The following is a 12,829-nucleotide window of genomic DNA, read 5'->3' on the forward strand; positions in this document are numbered from 1 at the left end:
TTTTCCTTGCCATAGACACCATCCCTGTCTTCCCCCACATGATGTGGGGGTTTTTTTTGCCCGCAATTCCACCGCTTAATTTCCCCATTGCTGTTGCCTGGCTTTCGTTATAATCCCTGCTGGATCCAAGCAGGAGCGTTTATGAATCAATCCTATGGGCGTCTGGTCACCCGGGCAGCGGTTGCGGCGACCGTCATGGCATCGTCACTGCTGGTAATTAAAATCTTCGCATGGTGGTTCACCGGTTCGGTCAGTATTTTGGCGGCGCTGGTTGATTCGCTGGTGGATATCGCCGCGTCGCTAACCAACTTGTTAGTTGTACGCTATTCGCTGCAACCCGCCGACGAAGAGCACACATTCGGTCACGGAAAGGCGGAATCGCTGGCGGCGCTGGCACAAAGTATGTTTATTTCTGGGTCAGCCTTGTTCCTGTTTTTGACCGGTATTCAGCACCTTGCTAAGCCTGAACCGCTTCGTGATGCTGGCATTGGTATTACGGTCACGTTGATCGCGCTGTTTAGCACTGTGATCCTTGTCACTTTTCAGCGCTGGGTAGTGCGGAAAACCCACAGCCAGGCGGTGCGGGCGGATATGCTTCATTATCAGTCTGATGTTATGATGAACGGCGCAATTCTCATCGCGCTGGGGCTCTCCTGGTATGGATGGCATCGTGCAGATGCATTGTTTGCGTTGGGTATTGGCAGCTATATTTTGTATAGCGCGTTACGCATGGGGTATGACGCAGTTCAGGCATTGCTGGACAGAGCTTTACCCGACGAAGAGCGACAGGAAATTTTCACCATTGTCACCTCCTGGCCGGGCGTCAGCGGCGCTCACGATCTTCGCACGCGGCAGTCAGGGCCGACCCGCTTTATTCAAATACATCTGGAAATGGAAGATAACCTGCCGCTCGTTCAGGCGCATCTTATTGCTGAGCAGGTAGAACAGGCGATTCTGCAACGTTTCCCGGGTTCTGATGTGATAATCCATCAGGATCCTTGTTCGGTAGTACCTCAAGGACGATAAGCACGTAGAGGCTTTCGTATTTCGTTGTAAAAAAGTGAGCCAGACCAACTTTTTGTGTATAAATTACCGCCATTTGGTCTGACCTGAATCAATTCAGCAAGCTGGGATTGATATACTATTTGCACCATAGCAGCATAGTTGTTCGCTCCCACAGGGGAGTCGCTTCGGGCCACAGAATTTTATTTTGCATTCCTAAGTTCAGAGGTAGTCATGATTAAAAAAATCGGTGTGTTGACAAGTGGCGGTGATGCGCCAGGCATGAATGCCGCGATCCGCGGTGTCGTCCGCGCAGCATTGACAGAAGGTCTGGAAGTAGCAGGTATCTATGATGGTTACCTCGGCCTGTATGAAGACCGCATGATCCAACTTGACCGCTACAGCGTGTCCGACATGATCAACCGCGGCGGTACATTCCTCGGCTCCGCCCGCTTCCCGGAATTCCGTGAAGAGCATATCCGCGCCGTGGCTATTGAGAACATGAAAAAACGCGGTATCGACGCGCTGGTTGTTATCGGCGGCGACGGTTCCTACATGGGTGCTAAGCGCCTGACTGAAATGGGTTTCCCGTGCATCGGTCTGCCGGGCACCATCGATAATGACGTGGCGGGTACTGACTACACTATCGGCTACTTCACCGCGCTGCAAACCGTGGTTGAAGCCATCGACCGCCTGCGTGACACCTCTTCTTCTCACCAGCGTATCTCCATCGTTGAAGTGATGGGGCGCTACTGCGGCGACCTGACGCTGGCGGCGGCGATTGCGGGCGGCTGCGAATTTATCGTACTTCCGGAAGTGGAATTCAACCGTGAAGACCTGGTCGCAGAGATCAAAGCGGGTATCGCCAAAGGTAAAAAACACGCCATCGTGGCGATTACCGAGCATATCTGCGATATCGACGAGCTGGCGAAGTACATCGAAAGCGAAACCGAGCGTGAAACCCGTGCCACTGTTCTTGGCCATATTCAGCGCGGCGGTTCTCCAGTGCCTTACGACCGCATTCTGGCTTCCCGTATGGGTTCTTATGCGATCGAGCTGCTGTTACAGGGTTACGGCGGTCGTTGCGTCGGTATTCAGAACGAAAAAATGGTGCATCACGACATCATCGACGCTATAGAGAACATGAAACGCCCATTCAAAGGCGACTGGCTCGACTGCGCGAAAAAACTCTACTAAATGCAAAAACGCCCTCAATAGCGAGGGCGTTTTTTTATCCTGATTTATTCCCCAAAGTTATAGCCAATCTTTTTTTATTCTTTAATCATTGGATGTCTTTCTGGCAGTCTGACGACATCAAAATCGATAACCTTAAGAGAGTGGGCGATGAATAAATGGGGCTTGGGGATTACATTACTGCTGGCTTCTACCAGCGTTCTGGCAAAGGATATCCAGTTATTAAACGTCTCTTACGATCCAACGCGCGAGTTGTATGAGCAGTACAACAAAGCTTTCAGCGCGCACTGGAAACAAGAGACTGGCGACAACGTTGTGATCCGTCAGTCCCATGGCGGTTCCGGCAAACAGGCAACATCGGTTATCAACGGTATCGACGCCGATGTGGTAACCCTGGCGCTGGCCTACGATGTTGACGCAATTGCAGAACGTGGCCGTATCGATAAAAACTGGATCAAACGCCTGCCAGACAACTCCGCTCCGTACACGTCGACCATCGTTTTCCTGGTGCGTAAAGGCAACCCGAAACAAATTCATGACTGGAACGATCTGATTAAACCTGGCGTTTCAGTGATCACACCGAATCCGAAAAGCTCCGGTGGCGCGCGCTGGAACTATCTGGCGGCCTGGGGCTATGCGCTGCATCAGAACGGTGGCGATCAGGCAAAAGCGCAGGAGTTCGTCAAGGCGCTGTTTAAAAACGTAGAAGTGCTGGATTCCGGTGCGCGCGGTGCGACCAATACTTTCGTTGAGCGCGGTATCGGTGATGTACTGATTGCGTGGGAAAACGAAGCGCTGCTGGCAACGAACGAACTGGGCAAAGACAAATTTGAAATTGTCACCCCGAGCGAATCTATCCTCGCGGAACCGACCGTCTCCGTTGTCGACAAAGTGGCAGAGAAGAAAGGCACTGAGAAAGTAGCGGAAGCCTACCTGAAATATCTCTACTCGCCGGAAGGTCAGGAGATCGCCGCGAAGAACTTCTATCGCCCGCGTGATGCGCAGGTGGCGGCGAAATACGCCAACGCGTTCCCGAAACTGAAACTTTTCACCATTGATGATGTGTTCGGTGGCTGGACAAAGGCGCAAAAAGAGCACTTCTCCAACGGCGGTACGTTCGACCAAATCAGTAAACGTTAATCTCCCCCCAAACGCCCTCGTAAGAGGGCGTTTTTGCTTTTCACCTGCGTAAAATCCAGGATTTCCAACTTGCCGTGCAATTTGCGCTATCATTCCGGTTCTTTCAGCAAAGGAAGCGGAAAAAATGAAAACAGTGCGTCGCATCGTCATTATTCTGTTGGTGCTGGCCTTACTGGCCGCGGCGGGAGCGTGGCTATGGTTTAAAAACAGCGGTAACCCGGATGCGCTGCGCCATATTGTCACCGAACAATGTTTACCGAACATGCGCGAGCATAACTCGCCAAAACCCTGCGCCCAGGTGAATCTGAAAAGCGGCTATGTGTTGATGAAAGATCGCAATGGGCCGCTGCAATTTTTGCTGATGCCGACGTATCGCATCAACGGCACGGAAAGTCCGTTGCTGCTGCAACCGACCACGCCCAACTTCTTCTGGCAGGCGTGGCAATCCCGCGATGTGATGAGCAAGTTGCGTGGCAGCGCGGTGCCGGATAATGCGATCTCGTTGACCATTAATTCACGCTCCGGGCGCACACAGAACCATTTCCATATTCATATCTCCTGCTTGCGTTCCGATGTGCGTACGCAACTGAATGACAATGCCGCACGTATCAGCAGCCAGTGGCTGGCGTTTCCGGGCGGCCTGCTCGGTCATCAATATTTAGCGCGCCGCGTGACAGAAGCGGAGTTGGTGCAACGCAGCCCGTTTGTGATGCTGGCTGAAGAAGTGCCGGAAGCAAAAGCGCATATGGGCCGCTTCGCGCTGGCAATGGCACAACAGGCTGATGGCTCGTTTGTGCTGCTGGCCACCGAGCGTGATCTGTTAGCGCTAAACCGCGCATCGGCAGAGGAAATTCAGGATCATCAATGCGATATCCTGAAATAACCCCACCATAATTCACGTTTACTCCGCCTGCCTGTCACCGTAGACTTGCTGAAAAAATCTACAGGAGACAGGCATGTCGCTCTGGCTTTCTCACCCTCTGTTCCTTCCCTCTGTCATTGTCGGCATCACCATCGTGCTGTGGGCAACCTCGTTATTGCCGGAATTTATCACCGCGCTGCTGTTTTTTACGGCGGCGATGGTGGCGAAAATTGCGCCTCCGGAGGTCATTTTTGGCGGTTTCGCTTCATCGGCCTTCTGGCTGGTGTTCAGCGGTTTTGTGCTCGGTGTGGCAATACGTAAAACCGGCCTGGCGGATCGGGCGGCGAGAGCGTTATCGGCAAGGCTGACCGACTCGTGGCTGCAAATGGTCGCAAGCGTCGTACTGCTCAGTTACGCACTGGCGTTTGTGATGCCTTCGAACATGGGGCGCATTGCGCTGTTGATGCCGATTGTCGCGGCAATGGCGGCGCGTGCGGGCATTAACGAAGGAACTCGTTCGTGGTACGGGCTGGCGCTGGCGGTCGGTTTTGGCACTTTTCAATTATCGGCGACCATTTTGCCCGCCAACGTGCCAAACCTGGTGATGAGCGGTGCGGCAGAAGGCTCGTACGGCATTCATCTAAACTATGTGCCTTATCTGCTGCTGCACACGCCGGTACTTGGTATTTTAAAAGGGCTGATTTTGATTGGTCTGATTTGCTGGCTTTTTCCTGGTCAGCCACGTGCGCCCCGCGAGCAAGCCCCTTCTGAACCGATGAGCCGGGCAGAGAAACGGCTGGCGTGGATGCTGGCGGTGGTGCTAACGCTTTGGGTTACCGAAAGCTGGCATGGCATCGGCCCTGCGTGGACGGGGCTTGCTGCTGCCTGCGTGACGCTGCTGCCGCGCGTGGGTTTTATCACGGGTGATGAATTTTCCAGCGGTGTGAACATTCGCACTTGTATCTATGTGGCGGGAATTCTCGGCCTGGCGATTACCGTGACGCAAACCGGGATCGGTAGCGCTGTCGGTGAAGCCTTGCTGCATGTGATGCCGCTCGATCCGGCGCGGCCGTTCACCAGTTTCCTGGCGCTAACCGGCATTACCACCGCCCTGAATTTTATTATGACCGCTAACGGCGTACCGGCGCTGTTTACTACGCTTGCGCAGAGTTTTGCCGACGCCACCGGTTTTCCGTTGTTGTCAGTGATCATGATTCAGGTGCTGGGATATTCCACGCCGCTGTTGCCGTATCAGGCGTCACCGATTGTGGTGGCGATGGCGCTCGGCAAAGTACCGGCGCGATCGGGGATGCTGCTCTGTCTGGCGCTGGCAGTGGTGACGTATCTGGTGTTGTTACCGCTGGATTACGCGTGGTTTAGCGTGCTGGGGAAATTGTGAGGTAAAACCCTCTCCCGGGCCGGGAGAGGGTAAACAGAATTACGCCTGTTTTGCAGCTTCTGCCGCTTTAACGATCACCGCGAAAGCGTCAGCTTTCAGGGATGCGCCGCCAACCAGTGCGCCGTCGATATCCGGCTGGGTGAACAGCTCAGCAGCGTTGCCAGCGTTAACGGAACCGCCGTACTGAATGATCACTTGTTCAGCCACTTTCGCGTCGGCTTTAGCAATGTGGTCACGGATAAATTTGTGAACAGCCTGCGCCTGTGCCGGGGTAGCGGATTTGCCGGTACCGATGGCCCAAACTGGTTCGTAGGCGATTACCGCGCCTTCGAATGCCGCCGCGCCCTGCGTTTTCAGCACGGCGTCGATCTGACGTGCGCAGACTTCTTCGGTTTTACCGGCTTCGTTTTCTGCTTCGGTTTCACCGATGCACAGAACCGGCGTCAGACCCTGCGCTTTCAGCACTGCGAATTTTTTCGCGATCAACTCGTCGGATTCTTTGTGGTAAGTACGGCGCTCAGAGTGGCCGATGATGATGTATTTCGCGCCAATATCTTTTAGCATTTCGGCAGAGGTTTCGCCGGTGAATGCGCCAGACAGGTTAACGTCAACGTTTTGCGCGCCCAGTACGATGTGGCTGCCGTCAGCGGCATGTTTAGCCAGATCGAGGTACATTTCCGGCGGAGCGATTGAGACAGCACAACCCGTTACGCCAGCCAGCTTGGTACGCAGGTTTGCAACCAGTTCGTTTACCATGTGGCGGCTGCCGTTCAGTTTCCAGTTACCCATCACTAAAGGATGTCGCATTTTTACTCTCCACGCGCTTGGCGAATTAAGGAATATGGCCGCCCCTCAGGGCAGCATGGTCTGTGAAACAGTATAGAGATTCATCCCCTGAAAGGCTTTGCTTTTTGTCATTTATTGTTCTCTTCCAGCGAATCAGATAGCGTCAGCTTAATCGGTTCAACAGCGAAGGTCAGCCCTTTTTCGCCGTTGTCTGCCACCACATAGCGAATCGCGCCTTCCGTTTCGGCGTAGTAAGGTTTGTTTTTGCCGTTAGTCAGCAATTTTTGCAGCTTTTGCGTACTTTGCGCCGCAGTTAGCGTCGGTGAAAAGGCGCGGATAAACGCCGCCATATACTCCTGAGCCTTTGCTTTTGCCGCTTTTTGCTCTGGGCCTTGCACCGGCAGCCAGGTTATCTGCATCGATTTGATTTTCAGCGTGCCGCGCTCCAGCGCCGTCGAGGCGTAGAGATAATCATTGATTTTCGTGGCTGCGCGCGTCAGGTTTGCCTGATCGCCCCGACTATCCACCGCGCGAAATTCACTGAGCGCCAGCGTCGGGTTATCGGTATTGAATTTCTCGCGAAACTGACTAATCGACTGATCAAATGTCGGCGCGCCCGGCAATAAATAGGGCGCAGTGGTGGCGGTCGGCGGTTCTTCTGCATGAATCGGCATGCTGAAAATCAGCGCGGAAAAGAGCAGCCAAATGGGATAACGCCATGCTTTCATTCACATCGCCCTCTGTTGAGTTTGCTCACGATTAAAACGATATCGGGCTGGCTTGTCAAAAACTCCCGCCGCCAGGGTAAACTACGCAGCACTACGATAATAAGGAGCCTTACATGGGCATACAGCAGTGGTTGTTCTCTTTTAAAGGGCGCATTGGGCGTCGCGATTTTTGGGTCTGGGTGATCCTGTGGGTGTTGAGTATGACGGTGCTGTTCACGCTGGCCAACGGCGGCATGCTCGATTTTCAGATGGCGGCATTTATCCTTGTATGTCTGATCTGGCCGACAACCTGCGTGATGGTAAAACGTCTGCATGACCGGGGTCGCCACGGGGCGTGGGGCTTGCTGATGGTGCTGGCGTGGATGCTGCTTTCGGGTAACTGGCAAGTGCTGGGCGGTACGCTGGAGTGGACGGTGGGACGTCTGATCCCGGTAGTGATTATCGTCATGATGCTGATTGACCTGGGCGCGTTTGTTGGCACCCAGGGGGAAAACAAATACGGCAAAGAGACGCTGGATGTGAAGTACCGTTGATCACCAATAGTGTTCGGCGGTGATATGCCCCGGGCGGCGGCGCAGGTGTTTTGCCATCTGCCGGGTATCTTTCAGTAACTGTGTGGTATCGCGCACCATTTGCGGGTTGCCGCACAGCATTACATGGCTGGTTTCGGCGTTCAACGCCAGCCCAACGGCCTCTTCCAGCGCACCGCTTTCAATCAGCGCCGGAACGCGCCCGGTCAGCGAACCGGAAAGGGTTTCCCGGCTAACTACTGTCTGAATCCGCAATTTCCCTTCGTAGCGCTTTTGCAGCTCCAGCATCAGCGGCAAATAACTTAAATCCGCCGCATAGCGCACCGCATGTACCAGCACCAGGTTTTTGAAGCGCTCCAGATCTTTGCCTTCCTGCAAAATCGACAGGTACGGCCCAATCGCGGTGCCGGTTGCCAGCATCCACAAGGTGTCGCAGTCCGGCACTTCTTCCAGCACGAAGAAACCCGCGGCTTCGCTCACCAGCAGCACTTCATCTCCCGGCTGGAGCGCGGCCAGGCGTGGGCTGAGTTTCCCTTCCGGCACGGTAACGAGATAGAACTCCAGATCGGGGTTGCTCGGTGCGTTCACGTAAGAGTAGGCGCGCTGTACGCGCTCGCCGTCAATTTCCAGCCCGAGCTTGGCGAATTGTCCGGCAGTAAAGGGGTGAACGGGGGCATGAACGGTGAGGCTGAATAGCGCATCGGTCCAGAACTGCACCTTTGTGACTTTTCCTGATACCCAGTCCGCCATGGTTTTCTCCTGTTCTGTAGCGTTGCCTTATCTTCGTGTCTGTCGGATGAGATTTCCAGCCCGCGAAGGCCGGAAAGCTCAATTGAACAAATACCCTTACAGTATATGACGCTGCACTTCCGGGTCTTTGCGATCCAGGTAGTGAATAGACTGAATACGGCGAATGGTGCGCGATTTGCCGCGGATCAGCAGCGTTTCGGTGGTGGCGATATTGCCTTTACGGGTGATGCCGTCCAGCAGGTCGCCTTTGGTAATGCCGGTGGCGGCGAAAATAACGTTGTCGCTGCGCGCCATCTCATCCAGACGTAGCACATTGCCCGCTTCAATCCCCATTCCGCGGCAACGTTTTAATTCGTATTCGCCGATACGACGGTTCTCTTCGTTGTCGCCTTTCACCTGATGGCGCGCCAGCAGACGGCCCTGCATATCGCCATCAAGCGCGCGGATGACCGCCGCAGAGACCACGCCTTCCGGCGCACCGCCAATGCCGTACAGGACGTCCACTTCGCTATCCGGCATGCAAGTGAGGATCGACGCGGCAACATCGCCATCGGGAATCGCAAAAACACGTACGCCCAGCGCCTGCATTTCGGCAATGGTGGCGTCGTGGCGCGGTTTAGCCAGAATAGTGACCGTCAGTTCGCTCAGCGGTTTGCCGAGCGCAGCAGCGACATTGCGCAGGTTATCAGCCAGCGGCAGATTGAGATCGATAGCGCCTTTCGCACCAGGACCAACAATCAGTTTTTCCATGTACATATCCGGCGCATTCAGGAAACAGCCCCTATCGCCGACCGCCAGCACCGCCAGCGCGTTGGCCTGGCCCATCGCCGTCATGCGTGTCCCTTCGATCGGGTCAACGGCGATATCGACTGCGTCACCTTTACCGGTGCCGACTTTTTCACCGATAAACAGCATTGGCGCTTCATCGATTTCGCCTTCACCGATCACGATGGTGCCGTCAATGTCGACATTGTTGAGCATGATGCGCATAGCGTTAACCGCTGCGCCATCCGCCGTGTTCTTATCGCCACGCCCCAGCCATTTGTAGCCAGCCAGCGCTGCGGCTTCGGTCACGCGGGAGAATTCGATGGCAAGTTCTCGTCTCATAACAAACTCTATAGTGAAAGAAATTGAGCGAAGTTTATCACAGCGAGAAGAGGAGGGTTTGTTGGGCAGCCCTCTCTCCAGGGAGAGAGGGCAAGGTTGAAGCCAATTACTCGTCGCGATCTTCCCACGCCAGTGCGCGTTTCACCGCTTTTTTCCAGCCGTCGTAGCGGAAGTTACGCTCGGTGGTTTCGATACCCGGGCGGAATTCACGTTCGATAACCGCTTTTTCCTGCAGCTCATCCAGATTCTGCCAGAAACCAACCGCAAGACCCGCAAGGTACGCCGCACCCAGCGCCGTAACTTCACGCACTTCCGGACGTTCTACGCGCGTGCCGAGAATGTCAGACTGGAACTGCATCAGGAAGTTGTTGGCAACTGCACCGCCGTCCACGCGCAGCGCGTGTAAACGAATGCCGGAATCTGCCTGCATCGCCTCCAGCACGTCGCGCGTCTGGAAGGCGATAGACTCAAGCGTAGCGCGGATAATGTGGTTCGCGTTGACGCCACGGGTCAGACCGAAAATAGCCCCGCGTGCATACGGGTCCCAGTACGGCGCGCCCAGGCCGGTAAAGGCCGGCACCACATACACACCGTTGGTATCTTTCACTTTGGTGGCGAAGTATTCGGAGTCGAACGCATCGCTGATAAGTTTCATCTCGTCACGCAGCCACTGAATGGATGCCCCTGCCATAAACACTGCGCCTTCCAGCGCATAGTTCACTTCACCTTTCGGGCCGCAGCCGATAGTGGTCAGCAGACCATGTTCGGATTTCACTGCTTTCTCGCCGGTGTTCATCAGCATAAAGCAGCCGGTACCATAGGTGTTTTTTGCCATCCCTTCTTTCACGCACAGCTGGCCAAACAGCGCCGCCTGCTGGTCACCCGCGATACCAGCGATAGGAATACGAGTACCGCCTTTACCACCAATGTTGGTCTGGCCGTAAACTTCAGAGGATTTACGCACTTGCGGCAGCATGGCGCGCGGGATATCCAGCGCTTCCAGCATTTTGTCGTCCCAGTCCAGCTCGTGGATATTGAACAGCATGGTACGCGAGGCGTTGGTGTAATCCGTCACGTGTACGCGGCCCTGGGTCATTTTCCAGATAAGCCAGGTATCAACGGTACCGAACAGCAATTCGCCGCGTTTCGCACGTTCGCGAGAGCCTTCAACGTGATCGAGGATCCATTTCACTTTGGTACCAGAGAAATACGGGTCAACCACCAGACCAGTGGCATTGCGTACATACTCTTCCATGCCGTCGCGTTTCAGTTTTTCGCAAATATCTGCGGTGCGGCGGCACTGCCAGACAATCGCGTTGTAAATCGGCTTGCCGGTTTCACGTTCCCAGACGATCGCGGTTTCACGCTGGTTAGTGATGCCGATGGCGGCGATCTCGTCGGAATTGATATCCGCTTTCGCTAACACTTCGACCAGCGTAGAGCTCTGCGATGCCCAGATTTCCATTGGGTCGTGCTCAACCCAGCCTGGCTTCGGATAAATTTGTTCAAACTCGCGCTGTGAGACGCTGATGATGTTGGCGTCATGATCCATCACGACGGCGCGGGAGCTGGTAGTGCCCTGGTCGAGCGCAACGATATATTTTTTGTCAGTCATGGTTATGTTCCCGTAGTCACATTACAGCGAAGCTTTTTGTTGAGTCGTGGAGGCGGTGCCTTTTTCTTCCGCCGCCTCACTGGTTCCAGACGGCAGATGGCGACCAATCAGTTTACGATAACCGAATGCGCCAAGCGCCGCGCCTACGATCGGCCCGAACAGCGGGACGAGGAAGTAGGGAATATCTTTGCCACCGGTAAAGGCAACGTTGCCCCAGCCAGCAAGCCAGGCGAATGTTTTCGGACCAAGATCACGTGCCGGGTTCATGGCGAATCCGGTCAGCGGGCCCATTGATGCACCGATAACCGCAATCAATAAACCGATCAGCAAAGGTGCCAGCGGGCCGCGCGGAATACCGTTACCGTCATCACCTAACGCCATGATCACGCCCATCAGTACAGCGGTAATCACCATTTCAACGGCGAAGGCCTGTACAAAGTTGATGTGCGGGTTCGGGTAGGTTGAGAAAATACCAGCCAGATCAAGGCTTTCAACACTGCCGCGCACCATATTGTGCGTGTGTTCGAAATCGAAGAAAAGATTGTAGTAAAGCCCGTAAACAAGTGCAGCCGCGCAAAACGCGCCGGCAAACTGAGAAATGATGAAGGGAACAACTTTGCGCCCATCAAAACTAGCGAAGAGCCATAATGCAATAGTCACAGCCGGGTTCAGATGTGCGCCGGAAACCCCTGCGGTCAGGTAGATGGCCATCGCCACGCCCAAGCCCCAGATGATACTGATTTCCCATTGGCCGAAGGTGGCGCCAGCCACTTTCAACGCCGCGACACAGCCGACACCGAAGAAAATCAACAACCCGGTGCCGAGAAACTCGGCGATGCACTGGCCTTTTAAGGTTGATGTCTGACTCATAATCGGATCCTGCAAAAGAGTAATGGTTATTGTTAGCACGGGCGATCGCTCCCCCATGATGTCGTGTAGACATAGTGTTAATTTATCGTTAACGAGCAAAAACGAGAAATATCGAAATTAAAATGTGTGTACTGCGTCAATAAAATGAGCGTTTTCGAGCGCTGAAGCGCGTTTTTGCACCATAGCGAAATGTGAGCTGAATCATTTTTGTAACCCAGGCCTTAACAATTTAGTGGTAGGCGCGCGCGTTGCACCAGGATGAGGACGAAAAGTGTTGCAAAGCGCAAACAGCGCGGCTCCGCGCTGGACAGGGGCTGGTGGGCTTCATACAATCGGGGACAAGCGAGATCCGCTCAATATCATAAGGCGTCGCCGATTTTCGGGACGGGGATTTTTAAAGACACGAATCATTCGGGTTGCAGGAAAGCGGCGACGCACCTGCAACGCGAAGAATCAAGTGTATATCCATCAGCGCCTTGCAACTCAGGAGAGGTATGACAATGTCATTAGAAGTGTTTGAAAAACTGGAAGCGAAGGTGCAGCAGGCGATTGATACCATCACGCTGCTGCAGATGGAAATCGAAGAGCTGAAAGAGAAAAACAATAGCCTGGCGCAGGACGTTCAGTCTGCTCAGCAGAGCCGTGAAGAGCTGGAGCGTGAAAACCACCAGCTGAGAGAGCAGCAACACGGCTGGCAGGAGCGCTTGCAGGCGCTGCTGGGACGTATGGAAGAAGTCTGATTACGCTTTTCGTGCTGTCGCGGCGTTAGCTGCGCGTATTCACCCCGGTGACTGTGTTTGCCGGGAAAACGGGCTTAGCTAAAGCGCGAGCGCGAAATTTGTAGTG

The 12,829-nt window shown here is 54.4% G+C and carries 13 protein-coding genes; 7 read left to right on the forward strand and 6 right to left on the reverse strand.

The features are described 5' to 3' along the window. Positions 1 to 141: 141 nt before the first annotated feature. The 5 genes from fieF (at position 142) to ACFX4U_RS20895 (ending at position 5,597) form a co-directional block, all read left to right on the forward strand. Positions 142 to 1,026, forward strand: coding sequence for a CDF family cation-efflux transporter FieF (gene fieF, locus ACFX4U_RS20875; RefSeq protein ID WP_305737485.1), 885 nt, complete (start codon positions 142 to 144; stop codon positions 1,024 to 1,026). A gap of 210 nt (positions 1,027 to 1,236) precedes the next feature. Next, positions 1,237 to 2,199 carry a 6-phosphofructokinase gene (gene pfkA, locus ACFX4U_RS20880; protein WP_061499376.1) on the forward strand — a complete coding sequence of 321 codons (963 nt, stop codon included), beginning with the start codon at positions 1,237 to 1,239 and terminating at the stop codon, positions 2,197 to 2,199. Positions 2,200 to 2,346: 147 nt separating this feature from the next. Next, complete coding sequence (locus ACFX4U_RS20885; RefSeq protein ID WP_131412893.1) at positions 2,347 to 3,336, forward strand: sulfate ABC transporter substrate-binding protein; 990 nt, start codon at positions 2,347 to 2,349, stop codon at positions 3,334 to 3,336. A gap of 124 nt (positions 3,337 to 3,460) precedes the next feature. Beyond that, on the forward strand, positions 3,461 to 4,219 hold the full coding sequence (locus ACFX4U_RS20890; protein ID WP_313508311.1) for a CDP-diacylglycerol diphosphatase: 759 nt from the start codon (positions 3,461 to 3,463) through the stop codon (positions 4,217 to 4,219). Positions 4,220 to 4,292: 73 nt separating this feature from the next. Beyond that, positions 4,293 to 5,597 (forward strand): SLC13 family permease, encoded by a 1,305-nt coding sequence (locus ACFX4U_RS20895; protein WP_313508312.1) that lies wholly within the window; start codon positions 4,293 to 4,295, stop codon positions 5,595 to 5,597. A gap of 39 nt (positions 5,598 to 5,636) precedes the next feature. Here the strand turns inward: ACFX4U_RS20895 and tpiA are convergent, their stop codons facing one another. Both tpiA and ACFX4U_RS20905 read right to left on the reverse strand, forming a co-directional pair. Continuing rightward, positions 5,637 to 6,404: a triose-phosphate isomerase gene (gene tpiA / locus ACFX4U_RS20900; RefSeq protein WP_313508313.1), complete on the reverse strand. Its 768-nt coding sequence runs from the start codon at positions 6,402 to 6,404 to the stop codon at positions 5,637 to 5,639. A gap of 107 nt (positions 6,405 to 6,511) precedes the next feature. Beyond that, positions 6,512 to 7,111: a YiiQ family protein gene (locus ACFX4U_RS20905; protein ID WP_175274224.1), complete on the reverse strand. Its 600-nt coding sequence runs from the start codon at positions 7,109 to 7,111 to the stop codon at positions 6,512 to 6,514. 113 nt (positions 7,112 to 7,224) lie between these two features. Between ACFX4U_RS20905 and ACFX4U_RS20910 the strand changes: the two genes are divergently transcribed. Further along, positions 7,225 to 7,644, forward strand: a complete 420-nt coding sequence (locus ACFX4U_RS20910; RefSeq protein WP_200553167.1) for a DUF805 domain-containing protein — start codon at positions 7,225 to 7,227, stop codon at positions 7,642 to 7,644. Here the strand turns inward: ACFX4U_RS20910 and fpr are convergent, their stop codons facing one another. The 4 genes from fpr to ACFX4U_RS20930 all read right to left on the reverse strand — a co-directional run bounded on the left by fpr (position 7,645) and on the right by ACFX4U_RS20930 (position 11,983). Then, positions 7,645 to 8,391 (reverse strand): ferredoxin--NADP(+) reductase, encoded by a 747-nt coding sequence (gene fpr, locus ACFX4U_RS20915; RefSeq protein ID WP_313508314.1) that lies wholly within the window; start codon positions 8,389 to 8,391, stop codon positions 7,645 to 7,647. Positions 8,392 to 8,487: 96 nt separating this feature from the next. Then, positions 8,488 to 9,498, reverse strand: coding sequence for a class II fructose-bisphosphatase (gene glpX, locus ACFX4U_RS20920; protein WP_313508315.1), 1,011 nt, complete (start codon positions 9,496 to 9,498; stop codon positions 8,488 to 8,490). A gap of 106 nt (positions 9,499 to 9,604) precedes the next feature. Continuing rightward, a complete protein-coding gene (gene glpK / locus ACFX4U_RS20925; RefSeq protein ID WP_313508316.1) occupies positions 9,605 to 11,113 on the reverse strand; it encodes a glycerol kinase GlpK in 1,509 nt (502 codons plus the stop codon). Between the two features lie 21 nt (positions 11,114 to 11,134). Next, complete coding sequence (locus ACFX4U_RS20930) at positions 11,135 to 11,983, reverse strand: MIP/aquaporin family protein (protein ID WP_200553164.1); 849 nt, start codon at positions 11,981 to 11,983, stop codon at positions 11,135 to 11,137. A 494-nt stretch (positions 11,984 to 12,477) separates the two neighbouring features. On the opposite strand from ACFX4U_RS20930, the gene zapB reads away from it, so the two are divergent. Beyond that, on the forward strand, positions 12,478 to 12,723 hold the full coding sequence (zapB, locus tag ACFX4U_RS20935; RefSeq protein ID WP_086873298.1) for a septal ring assembly protein ZapB: 246 nt from the start codon (positions 12,478 to 12,480) through the stop codon (positions 12,721 to 12,723). Positions 12,724 to 12,829: the final 106 nt, after the last annotated feature.

It is taken from the genome of Kosakonia sp. YIM B13588 (genome assembly GCF_042788165.1).
Taxonomy (GTDB): domain Bacteria; phylum Pseudomonadota; class Gammaproteobacteria; order Enterobacterales; family Enterobacteriaceae; genus Kosakonia; species Kosakonia sacchari.

Bases quoted from the DNA above. Each gene is read 5' to 3' on its own strand.
- fieF (WP_305737485.1), top strand. From the start codon at position 142: ATGAATCAATCCTATGGGCGTCTGGTCACCCGGGCAGCGGTTGCGGCG.
- pfkA (WP_061499376.1), top strand. From the start codon at position 1,237: ATGATTAAAAAAATCGGTGTGTTGACAAGTGGCGGTGATGCGCCAGGC.
- ACFX4U_RS20885 (WP_131412893.1), top strand. From the start codon at position 2,347: ATGAATAAATGGGGCTTGGGGATTACATTACTGCTGGCTTCTACCAGC.
- ACFX4U_RS20890 (WP_313508311.1), top strand. From the start codon at position 3,461: ATGAAAACAGTGCGTCGCATCGTCATTATTCTGTTGGTGCTGGCCTTA.
- ACFX4U_RS20895 (WP_313508312.1), top strand. From the start codon at position 4,293: ATGTCGCTCTGGCTTTCTCACCCTCTGTTCCTTCCCTCTGTCATTGTC.
- tpiA (WP_313508313.1), bottom strand. From the start codon at position 6,404: ATGCGACATCCTTTAGTGATGGGTAACTGGAAACTGAACGGCAGCCGC.
- ACFX4U_RS20905 (WP_175274224.1), bottom strand. From the start codon at position 7,111: ATGAAAGCATGGCGTTATCCCATTTGGCTGCTCTTTTCCGCGCTGATT.
- ACFX4U_RS20910 (WP_200553167.1), top strand. From the start codon at position 7,225: ATGGGCATACAGCAGTGGTTGTTCTCTTTTAAAGGGCGCATTGGGCGT.
- fpr (WP_313508314.1), bottom strand. From the start codon at position 8,391: ATGGCGGACTGGGTATCAGGAAAAGTCACAAAGGTGCAGTTCTGGACC.
- glpX (WP_313508315.1), bottom strand. From the start codon at position 9,498: ATGAGACGAGAACTTGCCATCGAATTCTCCCGCGTGACCGAAGCCGCA.
- glpK (WP_313508316.1), bottom strand. From the start codon at position 11,113: ATGACTGACAAAAAATATATCGTTGCGCTCGACCAGGGCACTACCAGC.
- ACFX4U_RS20930 (WP_200553164.1), bottom strand. From the start codon at position 11,983: ATGAGTCAGACATCAACCTTAAAAGGCCAGTGCATCGCCGAGTTTCTC.
- zapB (WP_086873298.1), top strand. From the start codon at position 12,478: ATGACAATGTCATTAGAAGTGTTTGAAAAACTGGAAGCGAAGGTGCAG.